Origin of the sequence: Thioalkalivibrio sp. ALRh (assembly GCF_000381425.1) — a bacterium.
GTDB lineage: Bacteria > Pseudomonadota > Gammaproteobacteria > Ectothiorhodospirales > Ectothiorhodospiraceae > Thioalkalivibrio.
In genome coordinates, this window is sequence record NZ_KB906523.1 from 24,992 (window position 1) to 48,749 (window position 23,758).

At 66.7% G+C, this 23,758-nt stretch carries 19 protein-coding genes; 6 read left to right on the top strand and 13 right to left on the bottom strand.

Annotated elements, in window-relative coordinates; all coding sequences use genetic code 11:
- Window positions 1-9: 9 nt before the first annotated feature.
- From truA to leuC, 7 genes are all read right to left on the bottom strand, one after another.
- Complete coding sequence (truA, locus tag F791_RS0110535) at window positions 10-798, bottom strand: tRNA pseudouridine(38-40) synthase TruA (protein ID WP_018139347.1); 789 nt, start codon at window positions 796-798, stop codon at window positions 10-12.
- 76 nt (window positions 799-874) lie between these two features.
- A complete protein-coding gene (locus F791_RS0110540; protein ID WP_018139346.1) occupies window positions 875-1,588 on the bottom strand; it encodes a hypothetical protein in 714 nt (237 codons plus the stop codon).
- A 36-nt stretch (window positions 1,589-1,624) separates the two neighbouring features.
- Window positions 1,625-4,009, bottom strand: a complete 2,385-nt coding sequence (locus F791_RS0110545; RefSeq protein WP_019592552.1) for a FimV/HubP family polar landmark protein — start codon at window positions 4,007-4,009, stop codon at window positions 1,625-1,627.
- Between the two features lie 181 nt (window positions 4,010-4,190).
- Window positions 4,191-5,216, bottom strand: coding sequence for an aspartate-semialdehyde dehydrogenase (locus tag F791_RS0110550; protein ID WP_018174230.1), 1,026 nt, complete (start codon window positions 5,214-5,216; stop codon window positions 4,191-4,193).
- Between the two features lie 99 nt (window positions 5,217-5,315).
- Window positions 5,316-6,389, bottom strand: coding sequence for a 3-isopropylmalate dehydrogenase (gene leuB, locus F791_RS0110555; RefSeq protein WP_018875312.1), 1,074 nt, complete (start codon window positions 6,387-6,389; stop codon window positions 5,316-5,318).
- Between the two features lie 462 nt (window positions 6,390-6,851).
- The gene (gene leuD / locus F791_RS0110560; protein WP_019592553.1) at window positions 6,852-7,496 is read right to left on the bottom strand and encodes a 3-isopropylmalate dehydratase small subunit; all 645 of its coding nucleotides are present in this window, start codon (window positions 7,494-7,496) and stop codon (window positions 6,852-6,854) included.
- 3 nt (window positions 7,497-7,499) lie between these two features.
- Window positions 7,500-8,912: a 3-isopropylmalate dehydratase large subunit gene (gene leuC / locus F791_RS0110565; RefSeq protein ID WP_019592554.1), complete on the bottom strand. Its 1,413-nt coding sequence runs from the start codon at window positions 8,910-8,912 to the stop codon at window positions 7,500-7,502.
- Window positions 8,913-9,283: 371 nt separating this feature from the next.
- Here leuC and F791_RS0110570 point away from each other — a divergent pair, with 371 nt between their 5' ends.
- On the top strand, window positions 9,284-10,156 hold the full coding sequence (locus F791_RS0110570; protein WP_019592555.1) for a LysR family transcriptional regulator: 873 nt from the start codon (window positions 9,284-9,286) through the stop codon (window positions 10,154-10,156).
- Window positions 10,157-10,183: 27 nt separating this feature from the next.
- Here F791_RS0110570 and arsJ read toward each other — a convergent pair whose 3' ends face one another.
- The 3 genes from arsJ to F791_RS0110585 form a co-directional block, all read right to left on the bottom strand.
- Window positions 10,184-11,413 (bottom strand): organoarsenical effux MFS transporter ArsJ, encoded by a 1,230-nt coding sequence (gene arsJ, locus F791_RS0110575; RefSeq protein WP_019592556.1) that lies wholly within the window; start codon window positions 11,411-11,413, stop codon window positions 10,184-10,186.
- A 5-nt stretch (window positions 11,414-11,418) separates the two neighbouring features.
- Window positions 11,419-12,432, bottom strand: a complete 1,014-nt coding sequence (locus F791_RS0110580; protein WP_019592557.1) for an ArsJ-associated glyceraldehyde-3-phosphate dehydrogenase — start codon at window positions 12,430-12,432, stop codon at window positions 11,419-11,421.
- Between the two features lie 74 nt (window positions 12,433-12,506).
- Window positions 12,507-12,983: a TspO/MBR family protein gene (locus tag F791_RS0110585; protein ID WP_019592558.1), complete on the bottom strand. Its 477-nt coding sequence runs from the start codon at window positions 12,981-12,983 to the stop codon at window positions 12,507-12,509.
- Window positions 12,984-13,144: 161 nt separating this feature from the next.
- On the opposite strand from F791_RS0110585, the gene F791_RS0110590 reads away from it, so the two are divergent.
- The 3 genes from F791_RS0110590 to F791_RS0110600 are packed head-to-tail and all read left to right on the top strand — an operon-like array spanning window position 13,145 to window position 19,024.
- A complete protein-coding gene (locus F791_RS0110590) occupies window positions 13,145-14,374 on the top strand; it encodes an efflux RND transporter periplasmic adaptor subunit (RefSeq protein WP_019592559.1) in 1,230 nt (409 codons plus the stop codon).
- Complete coding sequence (locus tag F791_RS0110595; protein WP_019592560.1) at window positions 14,371-17,445, top strand: efflux RND transporter permease subunit; 3,075 nt, start codon at window positions 14,371-14,373, stop codon at window positions 17,443-17,445. The genes F791_RS0110590 and F791_RS0110595 overlap by 4 nt, the downstream gene beginning before the upstream one ends.
- Window positions 17,438-19,024, top strand: a complete 1,587-nt coding sequence (locus F791_RS0110600; RefSeq protein ID WP_018139334.1) for a TolC family protein — start codon at window positions 17,438-17,440, stop codon at window positions 19,022-19,024. Before F791_RS0110595 ends, F791_RS0110600 begins: the two co-directional genes overlap by 8 nt.
- A 27-nt stretch (window positions 19,025-19,051) precedes the next feature.
- On the opposite strand, the gene F791_RS0110605 is transcribed toward F791_RS0110600, so the two are convergent.
- Genes F791_RS0110605 through F791_RS0110615 form a run of 3 tightly spaced genes read right to left on the bottom strand, consistent with a single transcriptional unit; the run spans window position 19,052 to window position 21,291 of the window.
- Window positions 19,052-19,816, bottom strand: a complete 765-nt coding sequence (locus F791_RS0110605) for an ABC transporter permease (RefSeq protein WP_019592561.1) — start codon at window positions 19,814-19,816, stop codon at window positions 19,052-19,054.
- The gene (locus F791_RS0110610; protein ID WP_018139332.1) at window positions 19,813-20,775 is read right to left on the bottom strand and encodes a daunorubicin resistance protein DrrA family ABC transporter ATP-binding protein; all 963 of its coding nucleotides are present in this window, start codon (window positions 20,773-20,775) and stop codon (window positions 19,813-19,815) included. Before F791_RS0110610 ends, F791_RS0110605 begins: the two co-directional genes overlap by 4 nt.
- A 45-nt stretch (window positions 20,776-20,820) precedes the next feature.
- Window positions 20,821-21,291, bottom strand: coding sequence for an aminoacyl-tRNA deacylase (locus F791_RS0110615; protein WP_018139331.1), 471 nt, complete (start codon window positions 21,289-21,291; stop codon window positions 20,821-20,823).
- Between the two features lie 123 nt (window positions 21,292-21,414).
- On the opposite strand from F791_RS0110615, the gene F791_RS0110620 reads away from it, so the two are divergent.
- Both F791_RS0110620 and trpB read left to right on the top strand, forming a co-directional pair.
- A complete protein-coding gene (locus F791_RS0110620; protein ID WP_019592562.1) occupies window positions 21,415-22,413 on the top strand; it encodes an LLM class flavin-dependent oxidoreductase in 999 nt (332 codons plus the stop codon).
- Between the two features lie 84 nt (window positions 22,414-22,497).
- Window positions 22,498-23,697, top strand: coding sequence for a tryptophan synthase subunit beta (trpB, locus tag F791_RS0110625; protein ID WP_019592563.1), 1,200 nt, complete (start codon window positions 22,498-22,500; stop codon window positions 23,695-23,697).
- Window positions 23,698-23,758 lie beyond the last annotated feature (61 nt).

Below are 23,758 nucleotides of genomic sequence, written 5' to 3' on the forward strand. Positions count from 1 at the left end.
TTCCCGCAATCAGATCGCCCCATTGCCGGGGATCCCTTCCAGCATCGGCCCCTCGGCACTGGGGAGAGCGAACTCGGGCGGATAGTCGACGTGCACGAAATAAAGCCCGCCGGCCGGCGCCGTGATCCCCGAGACGCGCCGGTCGCGAGCCGCAAGAATCCGTGCAGCCCAGCCCGGCTCTTCGCGCCCGTCGCCGATCGCCAGAAGAACCCCGGCGATATTGCGCACCATGTGATGCAGGAAGGCATTGGCATGGATATCCAGAATCACATACGAACCCCGCCGCTGGACCGCAATCAAGTGCACCTCCCGGATCGGCGACTTGGCCTGGCACCCGGCGGCGCGCAAGCTGGAAAAGTCGTGTTCGCCCACGAAGACCTGCGCCGCGTCGTGCATCCGCGCGGCATCCAGCGGACGGCGCCACCAGGCCACCCGCCCCGCTTCCAGTGCAGGCCGCACCGCTCGATTCGCGATCACATAGCGATAGCGGCGACCGAATGCCTTGAAACGCGCATGAAAGTCTTCAGCGACCGGCTCGGCCCAGCGCAGGGCAATCCCGTCCGGTAGGCGACTGTTTACCCCCAACACCCAGGAATGCCGCTCCCGCACCGCCGAAGTGTCAAAGTGCGCCACTTGAGCGGTCGCATGCACACCCGCGTCCGTGCGCCCCGCGCAGCTGAGCTCGATCCCGTGATTGGCCACGAAACTCAGCGCCGCTTCCAGATGCCCCTGCACGCTGGGGCCGTCTTTCTGACGCTGCCAGCCCAGCAGCCCACGCCCGTCGTACTCGACCCCCAACGCCCAGCGCTGACAAACCGCTCCAGGCACCCGGTCTGCATCACGCATTGCCGAAGTCGTATTTGTCATCACCCGATCACCACCACCAGGCGATCCAGCCACCTGCAACCGCCACTGTCCACAACCACACCACGGCCCCCGCGCCCTCTTTCCGAACCTCGTCCATGTCCTGGTGGGACTCGCGAGCCCCTGGCGCTGGCACCTCCCCACTCAAGGCCCGATCCAGCCGAGCAATCAGCCAGTCGCGCGCCGCCTGCAGTCGTTCCCGCCATCCACCCCGGAGTTGCTCACGTTCGCGCTCGGTATTAACCCGATCCGACTCGAACAGCGCCAGAGCCAGAAAAAGCCGCTGCGCGAAGCGCGCGCCCCACGCGCCAAAGCAACCACGAGGACCCGCCAACAAGGTCGACAGCGCCCAGACCAGCTCGCCGCGCGAGAAACGCTCCGTCAGCCAGACCACCAGCACCACCACCAGCGCCAACGCCCCGATCCGCCAGGCGGCCTCGCTCAGGCCGGCCAGCACCGAATCCCCGCCTGCTTCGACTGGCCATACGCCGAAGAACACCAGCAACGAGAGATAAAACCATTTCAGTCGCCAGAGCAGGCGCCCGCATCGCCGCCAGGCGAACGGCCCGACCCATACCAACCCGACCGCGCCAACCAGCACTGCCAGCACCACGGCCGGCTTCGCGGTCGCCAGCACCACCGACACCAGCAAAACGGCCGGGAGCGCCCACAGGGACGCCGACCCGGCCGTTTCTTGTTGCCTATCGAAACCCTGCCGCATCATCGCGACAGGATACTCTTCACAAGACAGATGGACGGCTCAGGAGCCGTCCAATTGCTGACGAATCGCCTCCGCCTGGGCCTTCTGGTCGTCCGACCCGGTGGCCACAATCTCGTCGATCAGTTCACGCGCGCCCTCGTCATCGCCCATGTCCGCATAGGCCTGCGCCAGGCTCAACCGTGTCTCATTGTCTTCGTCCGCCCCGATGGGCGCAGAGGCATCGCCCTCCAGCGGCAAGTCCTCTTCCTGGCCGGCAGCCGGCAAATCGTCGGCTCCCAAATCCAATGCCGGGATGTCACTCCCAGCCGCGTCGCCCCGGGTCTCTTCATCCAGGTTCGGCAGATCGCTGTCGTCGATATCGAATGACAAGTCGTTCAGGTCGTCGCTGCGCGCTTCGTCCGTTTCCGAAGACGTCTTCTCCGCAGGCGTCGAAGCCCCTTCATCGAAGGTCTCGTCGAAATCAAAGGCCAGCCCGGAATCGGTCTCTTCTTGTGGCTCGGCGGTGTCCCCGAGATCTTCGGTTTCGGATTTCACATCCGGGAGATCCAGGCCGGAGAAGTCGATTTCGTTCGGCGCTTCGCCGTCACCCGCCGCCTGCGGCTCCACCGCAGCACCCAGACCTTCGACACCCGCCGGAGCGCCCGCAGGTCCAGCGCTGTCATCATCGGCGCCACCGATACGCGATTCCAGCTCCGCCAGATGATTGCGGGTTTCAACATCGTCCGCCGGCAGGCGTTCGCGCAGGGCGGATGCCGCCTCGCGGGCGCCCTCTTCGTCGCCCAGCGCCATGCGCGCCTCGACCAGCTTCAGACGATACTGGGAATTATCCGGATCGCGCTCGATGGCCTGGGTCAGCGTCTCTTCGGCCTGATCATTCATCCCGTAGGCCAGGCAGACATCCACTTCCGCCAGCACGTCGTCCACCGAAGCGTCGCCACTGGAGCTCACCACGACAGGCTCACTCACCGACTCCTCCGGCTCGTCCGACTGCTCGCGATCATCGTCCTTGCCCGCGACCGCTCCGGCCGCCAGGCCCGCTGCGGCCCCTCCGGCTACGGCTGCACCGGCGCCGCTCGATCCCGCGCCCGCACCATCGATCTCACGCGCTTCGTAGCCGACGGGATCCGCGGCCGCGGCCCGCACACCGCTGTTGTCCGCCCGCGCCGGCATGCCGGCGGCACGCTCTTCAACCACCACCTCGCGCCGACCACCGCGCGCAAAGGCCAACAGCACCAGCAGCAGCAGGATCACCAGTGCAATCGCCATCATCAGCAGCAGCGGATCGTTCATGATCCGCTCGTGCAGCGGCGCATTGCGTTCGGCATCGGCCCGATCGAGCCGTGCCATCAGTTCATTGCGTTCCGCCCGCAGCTGGCTCAGCTGCTCCTCCAGCTCGGCCATATTCTCGCTCGAAAGCTCCGCAAGACGGCCTCGCTCACCCAGTTCCTCGCGCAGTTCTGTAATCTGATCGCGCATCCCCTCCATCTCGGCGCGCTGGGACAGCATGGCTTCCTGGAGCAGATCGGGGGACTCGGCCGCGGCAGCCGCGCCTTCATCCGTCTCCGGCAGGAGTTCTGTCACAATCTCCAGGCGGTCGTCAGCCGCGGCCGCTTCATCGTCCTCGTCCGTAGCGGCCACGGCGTCATCCGCGGCGGCCTCGTCGTCCTCCGCTACCGTCTCATCCTCTTCCGGGACCGCTTCGACTTCCGTCTCGACTTCCGCTGCTTCTTCAGGCTCGGGTTCTTCGCGGGCTGCCGTCACCGTTCCGTCGCGCCAGGCCTGAACCTGCCGCTGCACTTCCTGCCGCGCCTCGGCCGCACTGCGCGACTCAAGCTCCGAACGCGACGGGACGGTCAGTTCGGCACCCGCGCGCAGGCTGTTGATGTTCTGGTCAGAAAACGCGTCGGGGTTGGCCTCCAGGAACGCCACCATCGCCTGATCCGCCATACCGGCCAGACCCGCGCGCTCCACGATGCGATAGAGGGTATCGCCGCTGCGCACGGTGTAGGACTCACCTTCACGCGGCATCGGCGTGTCTTGTCGACGCGGTGCCCCCCGAGCGGTGTCACGCGGGACCGGAGCGGCCGCTCCGGAAGGCATGGTGTCCGGCGGATCGAGCAACAGGGAGACTTCGCGCATCGAGCGCCCACCATCCCAGCGGGCCTCGAGGAGGATGCCCACATAGGGCTCGCGCACCGGCTGACGCGTGGTCAGTACCACCCGACGATCGGACCCCTCACCCTGAACCTGGATGTTCAGGTCGCCCGGCACACTGCCGCGGCTCATGCCTGCGCGCCGGTATTCGTTTTCCGAAGCCTGGCGCACCTGCAGTGAATCACTGGCTGCGGCACCCCCGCGCAGCGGAATCTCCGCCCGCAAGGTCTGGTTCAGATGGGATTGCAGGTTGACCTCACCGAAACTCACCGAATTCGATGATGCCGGTGCAACCAGCAGCAAGAGCAGTAGCCCGAGTAGTAACTTGCGCACGAATCCCCCCTGAATGTGCCGCGCGGCCTGTCATCGCCTGGGGCCATCTTCCTGGCCCCAGCGCCCCCTGGCCGCGTGTTGCCGGGTATGAATTTTCCCGGACTTTTACCGGATTAAATCACAGGTAATCCCGGATCAAAACCTCGGCAATCTGGATTGTGTTCAACGCGGCCCCCTTGCGCACGTTGTCGGACACCACCCAGAGGTCCAGCCCGCGGGGATGCGAGATGTCCTCGCGGATGCGTCCGACGAACACCGCATCCTTGCCGGAACCCTCGGTCACGGCGGTCGGATAGCCCCCGTCCTCGTGCTTGTCCAGCACCGTCACGCCGGGTGCGGCGGACAGGATCTCGCGCGCTTTCTCGGCACTGATCTTCTCGCGGGTCTCGATGTGCAGGGCCTCGGAATGGCCGTAGAACACCGGGATGCGCACGGCGGTCGGGTTCACCAGGATGGACTCGTCACCCATGATCTTCCGGGTCTCCCAGACCATCTTCATCTCTTCCTTGGTGTAGCCATTGTCCTGGAAGACGTCGATGTGCGGGAGCGCGTTGAACGCGATCTGCTTGGGATAGACATTGCACTCCACCGGGCGGCCGTTCAGCAGCGCCGCCGTCTGGTGGGCCAGTTCCTCGATCGCATCCTTGCCGGTGCCGGAGACGGCCTGGTAGGTGGCGACGTTGATGCGCTCGACGCCGACCGCGTCATGCAGCGGCTTCAGCGCCACCAGCATCTGGATGGTGGAGCAGTTCGGGTTCGCGATGATCCCGTGCTTCTTGTAGCCGGCGACGGCCTCGGGATTGACCTCCGGCACCACCAGCGGGATCTCCGGGTCGTAGCGAAACTGCGAAGTGTTGTCGATCACCACGCAGCCGGCCGCGGCCGCCTTCGGGGCGTACTCCGCGGACACCGAGGCCCCCGGCGAGAACAGCCCGATCTGCACGGTGGAGAAATCGAAGGTGGCCAGATCCTCCACCTCCAGCTCGCGGCGGCCGAAGGCGACCGTCTTGCCGACCGAGCGCGAACTGGCCAGCGCATGCACACGGCCCAGCGGCAGGTCGCGCTCTGCCAGGATGGAGAGCAGGGTCTCGCCGACGGCGCCGGTTGCGCCCACCACGGCCACGTCAAACTTGCGGTCACTCATCGTTCATTCCCGGTTTAAGTTCTAACTGCAAAATATTGATCCGTTGAAACATTCGTAGGATGCGTTGAGCGCAGCGAAACGCATCATTGGCTACAACGCCTAGCCCTCCAGCGCAGCCACCAGGGCATCACCCATCCCCTGGGTGCCCACCAGCGTCATGCCCTCACCAAAGATGTCCGGCGTGCGCAGCCCCTGATCCAGCACCCGCCCCACAGCCTGCTCGATGCGCTCGGCCAGGTCATTACGATTCAGGCTGTGGCGCAAGAGCATCGCGACCGACAGCACGGTCGCCATCGGATTGGCCTTGCCCTGCCCCGCGATATCCGGCGCGGAGCCGTGGATCGGCTCGTACAGACCGACCCCCTCGCTGTTCAGCGAAGCCGAGGGCAGCATCCCGATGGACCCGGTCAGCATGGCCGCGGCATCGGACAGGATGTCGCCGAACATGTTGCCAGTCACCATCACGTCGAACTGCTTGGGGTCACGCACCAGCTGCATGGCCGCGTTGTCCACATACATGTGAGACAGCTCGACCTCGGGGAATTCCTTCCCGACGCGCTCGACCACCTCGCGCCACAGCTCCGAGACCTCGAGCACATTGGCCTTGTCCACCGAGCACAGGCGCTTGCCGCGCTTCATCGCGGACTCGAAACCAACCCGCGCGATGCGTTCGATCTCCGATTCGCTGTAGGCGGCGGTATTGAAGCCATAGCGCTCGCCATTGCGCTCCTCGATCCCGCGCGGCTGGCCGAAGTAAATCCCGCCGGTCAGTTCGCGCACGATCAGGATATCCAGCCCGCTGACGACCTCCGGCTTCAGCGTGGAGGCCGAGGCCAGCTGCGGATACAGGATCGCCGGCCGCAGGTTCGCGAACAGGCCCAGATCCGAACGAATACCCAGGAGTCCGCGCTCGGGGCGCAGGTCGCGTTCCAGCGACTCGTACTGCGGGCCGCCGACCGCGCCGAGCAGGATCGCGTCGGCGCGGCGCGCCGCCTCGCGGGTGGCCTCCGGATACGGGTGACCTGCCGCATCGTGCGCCGCGCCCCCGATCAGCCCCTGCTCGATCTCCAGATCCAGGCCGCCGATCTCGCCCACACGCTCCAGCACCTTCAGCGCCTCGGCCACGATCTCGGGCCCGATCCCGTCCCCGGGCAATACCAGAATTCGGCTCACAAACCTCTCCTAACCAACTGTTAGCTTTTACTTGTACGATTCCAATAGCACCGTCATTGCGAGGCCCCGCAAGGGGCCGTGGCAACCTCCGGACGGAACCACGACGTTCGTCCCGGCCGACGCCGGGGCCACCCACAGAGATCGCCACGTCGCTGCGCTCCTCGCGATGACGGTGCGCCCCGGCCCCGTCATTGCGAGGCCCCGCCAGGGGCCGTGGCAACCTCCGGAAGCTGGCAGAGCGCCGGCACATGGATCCGGTGGTTCCGGACGGAGGTTGCTTCGTCGCAGTGACGGCACCTCTACCTCGTCATTGCGAGGCCCGTAGGGGCCGTGGCAATCTCCGGGCGAAACCACCGGATCCCGCTACCTGCGCTCGGCCATTGTTTGGGAGATTGCTTCGTCGCTTCGCTCCTCGCAATGACGAGGCCCGGGTTCAAGCCACCCGCGCCATCTCTATCGTTTCTATCGTTGCTCCGCCATCCAGGGCCACTCGCGGCGCTGGCGCTCCTCATAGGCGCGGATGTCATCGGCGTACTGCAGCGTCAGCGCAATGTCATCCAGGCCGTTCAGCAGGCGGTGGCGGCGATCCTCATCGAGCGTGAAACGGAACACGGTACCGTCCGGTGCCGCTACGGTCATCTCTTCCAGGCTCACCTCGACCTGCGCGCCCGGGTTCGCCTCGACCTGATCGAACAGCGCCTGTACCTCGTACTCGGCCAGCACCACCGGCAGCAGCCCGTTCTTGCAGCTGTTGGAGAAGAAGATATCCGCGAACGACGGCGCGATCACCGTACGAAAACCGAAGTCGGTCAGCGCCCACACCGCGTGCTCGCGCGAGGAGCCACAGCCGAAGTTCTTGCGCGCCAGCAGGATGCTTGCCTGGTCGAACGGCGCCTGGTTGAGCACAAAGTCCGGGTTGATGCGGCGCTGCGAGCTGTCCATACCGGGCTCGCCCGGGTCCAGGTAGCGCCAGTCGTCAAAGGCGTTGGGCCCGAAGCCCGTACGCTTGACCGACTTCAGGTACTGCTTCGGGATGATCGCGTCGGTATCGACATTGGAGCGATCCAGCGGCGCGACAATCCCACGGTGTACGGTAAAGGCCTGCATCGCTTACGCCTCCTTCAGTGCCGACGGTTCGACAAAGTGTCCGGCCACGGCGGCCGCGGCGGCCAGCGCCGGGCTGACCAGATGGGTACGCCCGCCCTGCCCCTGACGGCCCTCGAAGTTGCGGTTCGAGGTCGAGGCGCAGCGCTCGCCCGGCTCCAGCCGGTCCGCGTTCATCGCCAGGCACATGGAACACCCCGGCTCGCGCCACTCGAAGCCGGCATCCAGAAAGATCCGGTCCAGCCCTTCCTGCTCCGCCTGCTGCTTCACCAGCCCGGAGCCCGGCACCACCATCGCCAGCTTGATGTTGTCGGCCTTCTTGCGGCCCTTGACCACCTCGGCGGCGGCGCGCAGGTCCTCGATCCGCGAGTTCGTGCAGGAGCCGATGAAGACCTTGTCCGGACGAATCTCGGTCATCGGCGTGTTCGGCCGCAGATCCATGTACTCCAGCGCACGCTTCATGCCCTCGGCGCGCACCGGATCGGACTCGGCCGCCGGGTCCGGCACGCGACCGTTGATCGGCGCGACCATCTCCGGCGAGGTGCCCCAGCTCACCTGCGGGGCAATCTCGGCGGCATCCATCTCCACCACCGCGTCGAACTCGGCATCGGGGTCAGAGACCAGCGTGCGCCAGTACTCCGCCGCCTGTTCAAACAGCTCGCCGCTCGGCGCCTGGGGCTTGCCGCGCACGTACTCGATGGTCTTCTCGTCCACCGCGACCATGCCCGCGCGGGCACCGGCCTCGATGGACATGTTGCAGATGCTCATGCGCCCCTCAATCGACAGGCTCCGGATCGCCGAGCCGGCGAACTCGATCGCATAGCCGGTACCGCCCGCGGTGCCGATACGGCCGATGATCGCCAGCACCACATCCTTGGCGGTCACGCCCGGGCGCAGCTCGCCCTCCACGCGGATCTGCATGGCCTTGGTCTTCTTCTGCCACAGGCACTGCGTGGCCAGCACGTGCTCGACCTCGGAGGTGCCGATGCCGAAGGCCAGCGCGCCCAGCGCGCCGTGGGTGGAGGTATGCGAGTCGCCGCAGACGACCGTCATGCCCGGCAGGGTCGCCCCCTGTTCGGGACCGATCACATGCACGATGCCCTGGCGCACATCGGCCATCCGGAAGAACTTCAGCCCCAGGCTCGTGACGTTGGTCTCCAGCGTCTCCACCTGGGTACGCGAGACCGGATCCTCGATCCCGCGGTCACGATTGGCAGTGGGCACGTTATGGTCCGGCACCGCCAGCACGGAGTCCCCGCGCCAGGGCTTGCGCCCGGCCAGACGCAGACCCTCGAAGGCCTGCGGGCTGGTCACCTCGTGCACCAGGTGGCGGTCGATGTAGAGCAGCGTCGAGCCATCCGGCTCCTCGCGCACCACATGCGCCTCCCACAGCTTGTCGTACAGTGTCTTGCCTGCCATTACCCGCTCCCGCGGCCACGCCGCGTTCTATCGTTCTTGCGCCCCACCGCCGATGATCTACCAGCGCCATACCGGCCCGCCCTTGCACAGCGTCGCCACTAGCACCGTCATTGCGAGGAGCCGAAGGCGACGCGGCAACCTCCTGAAGCTGGCAGAGCGCCAGTACCGGGATCGGGTGGTTCCGGATGGAGGTTGCTTCGTCGCTGCGCTCCTCGCAATGACGTCATTTCAGGACAACCGTTTAAGCAGAGTCTGCGGCCGCCCTTCTATTCTTTCAAATCCGATTTATTATCTTTATCATTCCATATGGTTATGGATTGGCAAACCGGCACCGCATCAGTCAGCCGGTTATTATCCCACGGAGGCGGCGGATGCGTCCGGAACAGCTAAGCATCGAGTCCCTGCAGGCCTTCGTGGCGGTGGTCGACACCGGTGCCTTCTCCGCCGCAGCCGAGCGGCTGCACCTGACCCAGCCGGCGATCAGCAAGCGCATACAGTCGCTGGAGGCGACGTTGCAACGCCCCCTGTTCGAGCGCCAGGGACGCCGCGTGAGGCCCACCGAGGTCGCCGCGCGCCTGCTGCCCGAGGCCCGCGAGATCCTGGCCCGCCTGCACGCGATCGAGCAGCAGGTGGCCGACCTCGACCAGGTCGTTCGTGGCCGCATCCGCCTGGCCACCTCGCACCACATCGCCCTGCACCGGCTGCCCACGCCGCTGGCCGCTCTGCGCACCCGCTACCCCGAGCTGGAGCTGGAACTCGCGTTCATGGATTCCGAGGCCGGCATCGAGGCGGTGATACACGGTGACGCCGATCTGGCCCTGGCCACCCTGCCCGACGACCTGCCGAAGGGCTCGGAGGCTAAACCCGTCTGGACCGACGACCTGGTCCCGATGATCGCCCGCGGCCGTGCCCAGGATGCCCCGCAGGACACTCTACAGCGCCTTCATGACTGGCCGGCGATCCTGCCGCCGGTGGGCTCCACCACCCGCCGCCAGATCGACCACGCGCTGGCCGCACAGGGCCAGCACCCCGCCGCGGCTCAGGAGAGCCCGTACCTGGAGGTCATCCGCATGATGATCGCCGCCGGCCTCGGGATCGGCTTCCTCCCCCGCACCATGGCCACCGACGACTTGGCCATCCTCGAATGGCCCGCCCCACCCATCACCCGCCAGCTCGGCTGGGTGCGCCACGCGGACCGCTACCGCTCGCGAACCCTAGCGGCGGTGATCGAGGAATTACAGTAATTTGATGACTGCCGTCGAACCACCGTCTCAGGCGCGTGCGGCCTCGCGGGGGAGCAGGGAGGAGATCATCCAGGTGGCGAAGATGAACAGGGTGGAGGCGATCAGCGCGCCCTCCAGGCCCCAGACCATGAAGATGGCGCCGGAGGCGACGGTGCCAACCAGACGCCCACCGGCGTTGGCCATGTAGTAGAAGCCGACCTTCATCGCGACCCGGTCGGCCTCCGCATAGTCGAGGATCAGGAACGAGTGCACGGCGGAGTTGATCGCAAACACCACGCCGAACACGCCCAGCCCGACCATCAGTACCCAGGCCGGGTCCAGGCCCGTCTCCAGGCCGATCACGATGCCGATGGGCAGCAGCATCAGGATGAAGGCCCAGAGCCGCGCGGTCAGCCCGGTCGGGTGCAGCCCGCCGCGACCCAGCAGACGCGGCACCGACGCCTGCACGATCCCGTAACCGATCACCCACAGCGCCAGAAACGCCCCCACCTGCATGTGGTTCCAGTCCAGCGTCGCGCTGAGGAATACCGGCAAGGCGACCACGAACCAGACATCGCGCGCGCCAAACAGGAAGAATCGCGCGGCCGAGAGCACATTGATCGCGGCAGAATTGGAGAACATCTGGGTGAATTTCGGCTTGCCCCCGACCTTCCCCAGCCCGCGCGGCAGGCCGACGATGGAGAACAGCATCACCACCGCCAGCATCCCGGCCAGGATCACCAGCGCCATCTGGAACCCGACCGAGTACAGCAGCGCGCCGCCAACGAAGAAGCCCACCCCCTTCAGCGCGTTCTTCGAGCCGGTGAGCACCGCGACCCAGCGAAACAGCCGCCCCTCTCCGTCGCCGGCGACCAGCTTCACCCCGGACTTCGCACTCATCTTGTTCAGGTCCTTGGCGATGCCCGACAGCGCCTGCGCGAACATCACGTAGGCCACGCCCAGCCAGGCCTCGGGCACCGTGAGCATCAGCAGTGCGGCGACCTGCAGCAGGGTCCCGGTGATCATCGTCGTGTTCACCCCCAGCCGCGCGGCCAGCCAGCCGCCGGTCAGGTTGGTGATCACCCCGAACAGCTCGTAGAACAGGAACAGGAACGCGATCTCCAGCGGGCTGTAGCCCAGCTGGTGGAAGAACAGCACGACCAGCATGCGGATCGCGCCGTCGGTGACGGTAAACGCCCAGTAGTTCGCGGTGATGCGCGCGTAGGCGCCCAGCCCCAGGGTGGGCGGTGCGTTCGGCGTTTCGGCCGGGCTGCCCATTCGTCCTACACGCCCTGCTCGGCCACGCGCGCGACCAGTTCGACCAGCCGGTTGGCATAGCCCCATTCGTTGTCGTACCAGGCCAGCACCTTCACCTGCGTCCCATCCACCACCATCGTCGACTGTGCATCGACAATGGACGAGCGCGGGTCGGTGCGGAAGTCACTGGAGACCAGCGGGCGTTCCTCAAAGCCCAGGATGCCGGCGAGTTCGCCCGCGGCCGCCGAGCGCAGCAGTTCGTTCACCTCCTCCGCGGAGGTCTCGCGCGCCGCCTCGAAGGTGAAGTCCGTCAGCGAGGCATTCATCAGCGGCACGCGCACGGCATGGCCGTTCAGCCGTCCGTTCAGTTCCGGGAAGATGTCACCAATCGCCTTCGCCGAGCCGGTGGTGGTCGGGATCAGGTTCAACCCGGCCGCACGGGCCCGGCGCAGATTGTCGCGCGGCAGATCCACGGCCGACTGCGTGGCGGTCATGTCATGCACCGTCAGGATCGACCCGTGGCGGATCTCCAGGGCCGGGTGCAGCACCTTGACCAGGGGCGCCAGACAGTTGGTGGTGCAGGAGGCAGCGGTGACGACGCGGTGCCGGGCCGGATCGTAGGCCGAATCGTTGACGCCCATCACTACGTTCAGCGCAAGCTCGTCCTTCACCGGCGCCGCGACGACCACACGCCGGGCCCCGCGATCGAAGTGCGGCTGCAGGGTCTGCATGGTGCGAAAGGCGCCGCTGGCATCGATCACGATATCTACACCGGACTCGGCCCAGGGCACCTGCCCCGGTTCGCCCAGCTGCGTGTGGCGCAGGCTGCGGCCGTCGATCTGCAGCGCATCCGGCTCGGCCCGGATGCCGCGATCCCAGCGCCCGTGCACCGAATCGAACTCCAGCAGGTGCCCGGTGACCGTGCCGTCCGCCGCGACCTCGTTCAGGTGCACGATCTCGTGGTCATCGCGATCCCAAGCCGCACGCAGCGCCAGGCGGCCGATCCGCCCCATCCCGTTGATGCCGACCCGTACGGCCATGACGCCCTCCCGCGAAAAATCGCGTCAGGATACCTCCCGATCATGACAACCGCATTACAGGCTGAGCAGTGCCCCTAGTTGAGAGCGACGATAGCCGCGTTCAGGTAGATCGCAAAACCTACCCACAGCAGGTACGGCACCAGCAGCGCGCTCGCGATTCGGTCGTGGCGCCAGAAGACGATCAGGGTCGCGAGGATCAGGGGCCAGAGGATCAGGATCTCGACCAGTGCCAGATCGGGCCGTTGCATGCCGAAGAACAGCACGGACCAGCCCAGGTTCAACACCAGCTGGGCGAGGAACAGCCCCATCGCGAGCGGTGCACCCGCGAAGCCGGTGCGACGCCATACCCGCCAGGCGGCCACGGCCATCAGCGCAAACAGGACGGTCCAGACCGGGCCGAATAGGGCATCGGGTGGATTCAGCTCGGGTCGCTCCAGCGTCTGGTACCAGTCCTGCACCGACAGGCTGGTGGCATACCCGCCCGCGGAGGCCACCAGGAACACCAGGGCCACCCAGCCCACCAGTCCGACCCCATCCCTTGTATTGGTCATCGACCCTCCTCTCTCGCGCGTCCCGTACCCTTGCTTGTAGACGCCGGCCCAGCGTATTTGAACCGAAATCAGCAAAATGAACGAGGTTCATGCGCGATTCAGCGGCTTGCGGCACACTCGCAGCATAACGTGATCCCGTTCACCCATTTCGAGCCGCGTGCATGCCCAAGCTGTCCACCGTGATCACCCTGGTCCTGTTCCTCCTGGCGGGCGGTGTGCTCGCCTGGCTCTTTTGGGGCCCGGATGACGAACAGGCCTCTTCCTCGCGCGCGGGTGGCGGCGAGACACGGCCCGTGGCCGTCGCGGTGGCCACCGTGCAACAACAGGATCTGGTGGAGCGCCGCCGATTCACCGGCAGCATCGAGGGCGCCGACCGTATCGTGATTACGCCGCGCGTCGGGGGCCGTGTGGCCGAAGTCTTCGTCAACCTGGGCGACCGAGTCGAACCGGGCGACCCCCTGCTGCAACTGGATACCGAGGAATTCGAGCAGGACGTCACGCAGGCCGAGGCCGAGCTGGAAGTGGCCGAAGCCAGCCTGGCGGAGGCCGTCGCCAGCCGTAACGCCGCCCAGCGCGACCTGCGGCGCACCCGCGAATTGCGCGACCAGGGGATCGCCTCGCGCTCGGAGCTGGAGGCCGCCGAAACCGAACTCGCCCTGGCACAGACCCGCGTGGCCCTTGCCGAGTCCCAGATTCGACAACGCCGCTCTGCCCTGCGCACCCGCGAAATCCAGCTAGGCTACACGCGTATCGACGCCGACCCGGGCAGCACCACCCGCTGGGTGGCCGAACGCCTGGTTGACCCCGGCTCGGTGATCAGCGCCAACGAACCCGCGCTGGCACTCGTCACACTGCAGCCGGTCCGCGCGATTCTGGCAGTCACCGAAGCGGACTATTCGCGGATCTCGCGCGGCCAGGAAGCGACCGTGCGCACCTCCTCGTACCCCGACACGTTATTCGAAGGCACCATCACACGGATCTCCCCCGAGTTTCGCCCGGGTTCGCGCCAGGCACGAATCGAGGTCGAAGTACCGAACGACGATGAACGCCTGCGGCCCGGGATGTTTGTCGAAACCGCGATCACTCTCGGCCAGCGCTCGGACACGCTGGCGATACCGCGGGACGCCATCATCCAGCGCGAGGCGGGTCCCACCCTGTTCAGCGTAGACCGTAGCGGCGAACGGCCAGAGGCGCGCCGCCACATGGCCGTTACCGGCGTGCGTGACGGCAACTGGATCGAGCTGTTGGAACCCGAGTTGACCGAGGGCACCGAGGTGGTGGTGCTGGGGCAACACCTGCTCGCCGATGGCACCCCGCTGCGCCTGACCGACCCGCGCAGTGTGCCCGGCGCGGACTTCGCCCCGGACCTGTCGGAGACCGAAGAGCCGTGAATCCGGCTCGACTTACCGTCCACCGCCCCGTGCTGACCAGCATGGTGGCCCTGATCGTGGTGATCCTGGGCCTGACCGCGCTGACCCGCCTCCCGGTCGACCTACTGCCCGACATCACCTATCCGGTGGTCACGGTGATGACCTCCTACCCCAACGCCGGGGCCGAGGAGGTCGAGCAACTGGTGACCCGTCCGGTGGAACAGGCAGCGGCCGCAATCACCGGGGCCCAGGAGATCCGGTCCACTTCGGCCGAAGGCAACAGCAATGTGCGCGTCAACTTTGCCTGGGGCACCGATATCCGACAGGCCGTTGATGACCTGCGCGATCGGCTGGCGCGTATTGAAGGTCAGCTGCCGGATGGGGCGGATCGCCCCCTGGTGCGCCAGTTCGACACCCAGGACTCGCCCATCATGCGCCTGGGCGTCGGCTCGCAGCTCGATGCCATTCACCTGCGCACCCTGATTGACAACCGCATTGCGCCACGCCTGGAGCGCATCCCCGGCGTGGCCGCGGTGGATACGTTTGGCGGGCTCGAACGCGAGGTCCGCGTGGAGGTCGATCCAGACCGGATACAGGCGATCGACCTGGGGCTGGACGACCTGCGCAACCGCATCCGCGATGCCAACGTGATCACTCCGGGTGGCCCGATCATGGACGGTCGCCGTGAATACCGGCTGCGTACACCTGCCGAGTTCCGCTCGGTGGGCGAGATACGCGATACCGTGGTTCAGCGCAGCGAGGACGGCGTGACCTACCTGCATCAGGTCGCCGAGGTCCGCGATACCCACCAGCGCGTCACCCGTCGTTTCCGAGTCAACCAGGAAGAAGGCGTCCAGCTGGCCGTGCGCAAACTGGCGGACGCCAATACAGTGGAGGTCTCCGCAGCGGTCCACGCCGAACTGGTCCGTCTCAACCGCGACTTCCCGCAGATCGACATCCGCGCCGTCACGGACGAGGCGGGATTCATCCGCAGCTCCATTACCAATGTCGGGCAGTCCATCCTCTACGGGAGCGCACTGGCCGTTCTGGTGCTGCTCGTCTTCCTGCGCAATATCCGTTACACGCTGGTGGCGGCCACCGCGATTCCTCTGGCGGTCATCTCAACCTTCGGGCTGGTCTACTTTGGTGGACACTCGCTCAACCTGATGACCATGGGCGGGATCGCATTGGGTGTGGGCCTGATGGTCGACAACGCGATCGTGGTGATCGAGAGCATCGCCCGAAGGCGGGAGGAACACGCGGAGCAAAGCGCGATCGAGGCGGCCGTCAGTGGTACCGGGCGCGTGGCGCCCGCGATCATCGCCAGTACGCTGACCACCGTCGCCATCTTCCTGCCGTTGTTCTTCGCCCAGGAACTGGCCGGGCAGCTGTTCAAACCACTTGCCGCCGTAGTCGCCTTCGCGCTGGCCGCCTCGCTGATCGTGGCCCTCACCGTGGTGCCGATGCTGATGGCGCGTGCCCCGATGCCGAAGCGCGACACCAGCGCCCTCGCCCGCATGGAACAGCGCTATCAGGGCCTTCTGCGCGGCACCCTGGCGCATCCCTGGATGGTGATCGGGATCAGTGCCTTGCTGATGGTCATCGCACTGGCCGGGCTGCGCGGCGTCGGCACCGAGTTTCTGCCCGCCACCGACGAGGGTGAATTGCGCGTGCATGTCTCCATGGAACCGGGGACACCACTCGACGAGCTGTATTCCACCATGGCCAGCCTGGAAGAGGTAATTCGCGACGAGGTGCCGGAGCTGCAGAACCTGGTGTCCAGCTCTGGCGCCTCTGCCTTCCGAGCGTCGTCGCCCGCGTCCGGCAACATGCGCGTAATGGTCGGTTCGCGCGACAGTCGCAGCCGTTCTTCCGAGGAGATTGCCGCTGCCCTGCGCGAGGCCCTGGGCACCCCGCCGGGAACGGAGATCCGTGTCCGCGCATCCAGTGGCATCTTCTTCCGCGGATTCGGGCGTGGCGATGACGAGGAACGCCTGTCGGTCGAGGTGCGCGGCTTCGAGCTGTCGACCATGAATGCGGTGCTCGAACGGTTCGAGGAGGCGCTGGCCGATGTCCCCGGTATTACGGATACGCGGGTGGGGACCGATGGCGGCCAGCCCGAATTCGCCACCCGTATCCATCGCGACCGCGCCGCCGACCTCGGCGTGGATGTGCGTACTATTGCCCAGACGCTGGAGACCGCGCTGGGCGGCTCCAGCGCCGGGCAGTTGCGCGCGGGAGGCGACGAGACCCGCATCTGGGTGCAGCTGCGCGACGCCGACCAGAGCTCGCTGGACGACCTGCTCAACCTGACCGTGCGCAGCGAGGACGGCGAACGCGTCGCCTTGCGCAGCCTGATTTCCTTCGACACCGAGATCGGGCCCGACAGCATCGAACGACGTGAACAGGCCCGCGTACGGACGCTGTTCATCAATCTGGGCGACCGCTCGCTGGGTGAAGTGGCGGCCTCGGTCCGCGAGGCCCTGGCCGACATCCCGCTGCCCGAGGAGATCGACTACTCCGTCACGGGCGACATCGAAGAACAGGAAGCCGCCTTCTCGGAGCTGCTGCTGGGTACGATGCTGGCTACCTTGCTGGTGTACATGGTCATGGCCAGCCTGTACGAATCCCTGCGCGATCCCCTGATCGTGATGTTCTCCATCCCGCTCGCGATCATCGGGGTCACCGGCGCGCTGATCGTCACCGACACCACGCTCAACGTGCAGTCGCTGATCGGCGTCCTGCTGCTGGTCGGGATTGTGGTGAACAATGCGATTCTGCTGGTGGATCGCATGGCCCGGCGACACCGCGACGACGGCATGGACCTGCACGAGGCCGTCGTGGCCGCCGCCGGCGAGCGTCTGCGACCCATCCTGATGACCACGCTGACCACGATACTGGCCCTCTCGCCCCTGGCCATCGGCATGGGCGACGGTGGCGAGGCCCAGGCGCCAATGGCGCGGGTAGTGATCGGCGGGCTGCTGTCGTCTACCCTGATCACCCTGGTGCTGATCCCGACGCTCTACCTGCTGTTCCACCGTCGCGGCGAGCGCCCGCAGCCCGTCTACCGAGCCGGAACCGAAGATGCCTAGCCCGTACCGAGTCGCCCTGCCACTGCTGGCTTCGCTCGCCCTGGCCATTCCCGCCACGGCAGAGGAAGACGAGCCGACCGGCAACGGGTTGCGCCTTTCATTGCCGGCCGAGCAGCTGATGGCGATCGATCCGTTCGCCCGCGAACCGGTCGGTGAGGAGACACTCTCGCTGGAAGAAGCCGTGGCGCGGGCACTGGAAGGCAACCGTGGCCTGCGCGCCGAACGCCTGCAAACCGCGATCGCGGGTACCTTCGAGGCACAGGAGCGCGCTGTATTCGACCCCGAGCTGTTCGCCGAGGTCGAGGTCAGCCGGGACCAGAGCGTGCGCCTGCTGGAGGAAGCCGAAGAAGACACCGACGAGGTTACCTCGACCCAGCGCTTCGGCGAGGCGGGCGTTCGTCAGTCGCTCCCGACGGGTACCGACCTGAGCCTGTCCGTGCGCAGCCAGCGCGCCAGCAGTTCGCGGGTCGACCAGACCCAGTTCTCCTCCCGCGCCGGCCTGACGCTGACCCAGGCCCTTCTGCGCGGGGGCCGAATCGAGTCCAATCTCGTGCGCCTGCAGCAGGCCGGGCTGGACGTCGAGGCCACGGAATACGAGGTGCGCGCTTTCGTCGAGCAGCTGATCACCGACGTCGAGACCGCCTACTGGGACCTGGTGCTCGCCGGCGAGCAGATCGAAATCTTCGAGGAGGCCCTGGCGGTCGCCAGCCAGCAACTGGACGAGACACAACGCCGCATCGATGCCGGTGATCGGCCGGAGACCGAGGCCGTATCCGCACGCGCCGAGGTCGCCCTGCGTCGCCAGGGGCTGATCGATGCCCGCAGCGAGCGCGCCCGCGCCCAGGACACCCTGGCGCGCCTGCTCCAGGGCGACGGGGGCCTGTGGGACACGCGGCTGCTGACCAGCTCCGAACCGGCGCTGGACCGTTACGAGATCGAGCCGCTCGATACCTATGTGGCACTGGCGCGCGATCACCGCGCGGACTTGAACGAGACCCGCCTGCGGGTTCAGCGCGACGAGCTGGAGGTCATCCGCACCCGCAACGGACTGCTCCCCCGGCTGGACTTCTTCGTCACGCTGGGGCAATCGGGCTATGCGGACAGCTTCGGGCGTACCTTCCGCGACACCCAGGGCGACGGCTACGACCTCGCCGCAGGGCTGCGCTTCGAGATGCCGATCGGCAACCGTGCGGCGGAAGCCGAACACACCCGCGCCCGCCTTACCCGGCAGCAGATCGCCGAGACCCTGGCCAACCTGGAACAGCTTGCGATCGAAGACGTGCGATCGGTCTGGTTCGACGCCGCCCGCGTGCGCGAGCAGATCCGCGCGCAGGAAGAGACCATTGAGCTGCAGGAGGAGCTCCTGCGAGTCGAGCAGACCCGATTCCGCGTCGGAGCCGGCACAGCACTGGCCGTGGCGCAGGCCCAGCGCGACCTGCTCGAGAGCCGTCTCCGCCTGACCGAGACCGTGGTGAGCTTTCGCCAGCTCACCACCGAGCTCCTGAACGCGAGCGGCACGCTGCTGCTGCACCGCGGCATCGACGCGCCAGGCTCCGAACGCGTGGACCTGCGCATGTGATTCCGGGTTAGCGCTTTACCCGAGCCCCTATCCCCGGGCCAGACGCCGATTCAGGGCCCAGACCGACAGTGGTGCAAAGATCACCGCGATCGCTGCAGCCCAGACAAGGGTCCACAAAGCGGGCTCCAGCGCGTCGCCTCCGCTCAACAGGGCGCGCGAGGCGTCCGCGAGCAACGAGACGGGGTTGGCCTGCACGAAGGGCTGCAGCACGGTGGGCATGGTATCCAGCGGTACAAAGGCGGTGGAGACGAACGTCACCGGGAACAACGCCGTGAAACCGAACAGCTGTACATGTTCCGGGTCGCGGGACAGAACACCCACCAGGACCATGATCCACGATGCGGCCGAGGCGAAGACCAGTACCAGCGCGACCATCGCCAGCACCTCCCAGACCGAGGTCTCGACCCGGAACCCCAGCAACACCCCCACGATCAGTAACAGCGCGATACAAAGCGCCTGCTTCAAAAGATCGGCCAGGATGCGCCCGGCCAGCGGCGCCCAGCGCGGAATGGGCAGGGCCCGAAAACGGTCGAACACCCCGCGTGTGAGATCCGTATTCAGGCCGTGCCCGACATACACGGTGACAAACAGCATGTTCATCGCGATCACGCCCGGCAGCACGAACGGCAGATAGGCTTCGGTCGAGCCGGCCACTGCCCCGCCAAACACGTACAGGAACAGCACCAGAAACAGGATCGGCTGGATGGAATAATCCCCCAGCTCCCAGGGATTGCGACGTACCTGCACGAGACTGCGCCAGGCCAGCGCCAGCGTCTGGTCCAGTGCGTTCATGCGCCCTCCTCTGTCGTCTCGGACGTGACCTCGGCCGCATGCCCGGTCAGCGCCAGAAAGACATCGTCCAGGCTCGCAGTGCGCAGACCGAGTTCGACCACCTCGATCCCCGCCTGATCCAGGGCCCGCAGCACCTTCGGCACAACGCTACTGCTCGTCACGGCGACACTCAGGGTGTTGTCCCGCGCCTGCGGGCCCTCCCCGACGATACGTGTGATCTGCTCGGCCGCATCATCGAGCCGGGCCGAGTCGGCCACCACCACGAACAGCGAGCGGCCACCCACACGTTCCTTCAATTCCGCCGAGGTCCCCTCGGCAATGATCCGCCCACGGTCCAGCACCACGATCCGATCCGCCAGGGCGTCCGCTTCGTCCAGATACTGGGTCGTCAGCAGCACGGTGGTGCCTTGCTCCCGCAGTTCCGCCACCAGGCGCCACAGGTCGCGGCGCGCCCGCGGGTCCAGCCCCGTGGTCGGCTCGTCGAGAAAGAGGATGGCGGGGTTCCCGACCAGGCTGGCCGCCAGATCCAGTCGGCGCCGCATGCCGCCGGAATAGGTCTGTGCCGGACGGTTTGCCGCACCGCAAAGGTCAAACTGCCCCAGCAACTCGTCCGCGCGCCGGCGCGCATCGCGACGACCCAGACCCAGCAGCCGCGCGATGAGCAAAAGGTTCTCGCGTCCAGTCAACTTCTCGTCGACCGAGGCGTACTGCCCGGTCAGCCCGATGATCTCGCGCACGTGCGCCGCATCGCGGACGACATCGAAGCCGCCCACCTCGGCTGTTCCCGCATCCGGACTGATCAGGGTGGACAGCATGCGCACGATGGTGGTCTTGCCGGCACCATTCGGCCCCAGAAGACCGAGGATGCTCCCGCTCGGGACTTCCAGATCAACACCATCGACCGCGCGGGTGCCGTTATAACCGCGCACCAGCCCCTGCAAACGAATCGCGATATCCATCGGCGCAGCATTCACCGCACACGCCGATGGTGCAACCGACAGCGGCTACAAATGCCGACTGAATAACCCGTGCCGGGCGGCACCCAGGAGGTCCCGCCAGGCAAGGGCCGGCAGCTTCACCAGGGTCTCGTGATCGCCACCCTCGAGATATACATCCCCCTCGGTGGGGGCATGTTCGTCCAGCATCGCCTCCAGGCCGTAGGGCTCGGCCAGCGCCGGGATCGCGCCCAGTGCACAATCCGGGAAGAGTTCCGCCACCTCCCTTTCGGTGGCCAGCCCGACGTGTTCGCCAATCAGGTGGTGGAGCTGCCCGAAGTGCAGGCGCCGCGACGACGGGAGGATCGCCAGCATGTAATGGCCGGCATCCTCCACCAGCACGGCCTTCGCCAGCCGATCACCGGGCACGTGCGCGGCCTCTGCCGTTCGGGTGGCACTGCTGGAATACGGGTGCCGAACCAGTTCATAAGCGACACCCTGTGCCGCCAGATAGTCACTCAGGGTTCTCGCGATGCCCATGCTGCGGCCCTCTTTCCGTCCCTACCCCGGAATATAGACCCACTCTGCCCGCACGGTGCCTCGATTCCCCGTCACCCCGTCACCCGACAATCGGCACAACACACCCTGTCCTACAATGCCCCGATGACGGACTTCTCCATACTCGATCTCGCACCGATCACCACGAGGTCAGACGCAGGGCAGGCCCTGCACAACACCCTCGACCTGGCCCGGCGGGCGGACGAACTGGGATTCACGCGATACTGGCTCGCCGAGCACCACAACATGCCGGGGATCGCCGGTGCGGCGACTGCTGTGGTGATCGGCCAGGTCGCGGCCGCCACTGCGCGCATCCGCGTGGGTGCAGGCGGCATCATGCTGCCCAACCATGCGCCGCTGATCGTGGCCGAGCAGTTCGGGACACTGAATGCCCTCTTTCCGGGTCGGATCGACCTTGGGCTCGGGCGGGCGCCGGGCACGGACCCGGCCACGGCCCGCGCCCTGCGCCGCAGCGCGGAGAGCGATCCCGACCAGTTCCCGCGGGATGTCGTGGAACTGCAGGGTTACCTGGCCGACCCCGCGCCAGACCAGGCCATTCGCGCGATACCGGGCGCCGGTTCGCGCGTTCCAATCTGGATCCTCGGATCCAGCCTGTTCGGGGCTCAGCTCGCGGCCCACCTGGGACTGCCCTACACCTTTGCCTCGCACTTCGCGCCGGGTCAGCTGCACGACGCGATCGCCACCTACCGCCGCGAGTTCCGGCCCTCCCCGGACCTGGATGCGCCCTGGGTGATGGCCGGCTACAACGTCTATGCGGCCGACACCGATCCCGACGCCCAGACACTGGCCAGTTCCATGGAGCAGGCCTTCATCAGCCTGCGGCGCGGCCGGCCGGAACCGATCCAGCCCCCGATCCCGCACTACCGCGAACAGCTCGACCGCGCCGAACGGGCGATCGTCGAACAGACCATGGCCTGCTCCGCGATCGGGGCGCCCGACACCGTCGAGCGGGAGATGCGCCGCTTCCTCGAGGCCACGCAGGTCGACGAACTGATCCTGACCACCACGACCTTCGATCACGGCCCCCGGCGTCGCTCCCTGGAACTCACCGCCCAGGTCTGCGACCGCCTGTCGTCCTCCTGAGGCCCGCGGATTTCGCGAACGGGCTTGGCAAAGCGCGCCCGGCACAGGATCATTCGCCCTTTCGAACATGCACGAGGGCGGGCGATGTCGTACCTGAAGGATTTTCCGAACCAGGAAGGCTATTTCGGCGAGTTCGGGGGTGCGTTCCTGCCCCCGGAACTGGAACCGCATTTTGCCGAGATCAATCGCGCCTACCTCGCGCTCGCCCGCTCGGCCGACTTCCTGAACGAGTTGCGCTACATCCGCAAGCACTACCAGGGCCGCCCCACCCCGGTGTACTACGCGCACAACCTGAGCCGCGAGGCCGGTGCGCATATCTATCTCAAGCGCGAAGACCTGAACCATTCCGGCGCGCACAAGCTGAACCACTGCATGGGCGAGGCCCTGCTGGCCAAGCACATGGGCAAGCGCAAGCTGATCGCGGAGACCGGCGCCGGGCAGCACGGGGTCGCGCTGGCCACGGCGGCCGCATATTTCGGCATGGAATGCGAGATCCACATGGGCGAGATCGACATCGCCAAGGAAGCGCCCAACGTCACCCGCATGAAGCTGATGGGCGCGCAGGTCGTGCCGGTCTCCTTTGGCGGGCGATCGCTCAAGGAGGCCGTCGACTCCGCCTTCCAGTCCTACCTGTCGCAGGCCGACGAGGCCCTGTTCGCGATCGGCTCCGTGGTGGGCCCGCACCCGTTCCCGCTGATGGTGCGCAACTTCCAGTCCGTGGTCGGCATCGAGGCGCGCGAGCAGTTCATGGAGATGACCGGCGGCGAACTGCCCGATCATGTGGTCGCCTGTGTTGGCGGCGGCTCCAACGCGATGGGTATGTTTGCCGGCTTCATCGAGGACGCCGGCGTGCAGCTGAACGGGGTCGAGCCGCTCGGACGCGGCACGAAGCTGGGCGAACACTCCGCCACCATGACCTACGGCAAGCCCGGCATGATCCACGGCTTCAAATGCATGCTGCTGGCCGACGAGGAAGGCAACCCGGCCCCGGTCCACTCCATCGCCTCGGGGCTGGACTACCCCGGTGTAGGCCCGGAGCACTCGTACCTGAAGACCATCGAACGCGTGGCCTACCATGCGATCAGCGACGACGAAACCCTGGAGGCCTTCTACCGCCTGTCGCGTGCCGAGGGCATCATTCCGGCGCTGGAGAGTGCCCATGCCGTCGCCTGGGCGATGAAATACGGCCGCGAGAACCCCGGCATCACGATCCTCACCAACCTGTCCGGCCGGGGCGACAAGGACATCGACTACGTCGCCCGCGAATTCGGCCACGGCGACTAACACCTCGGGAACTCCCTGCCAGGGCCTGGGTATCTAACACCCAACAGGCTTTGACGGAATG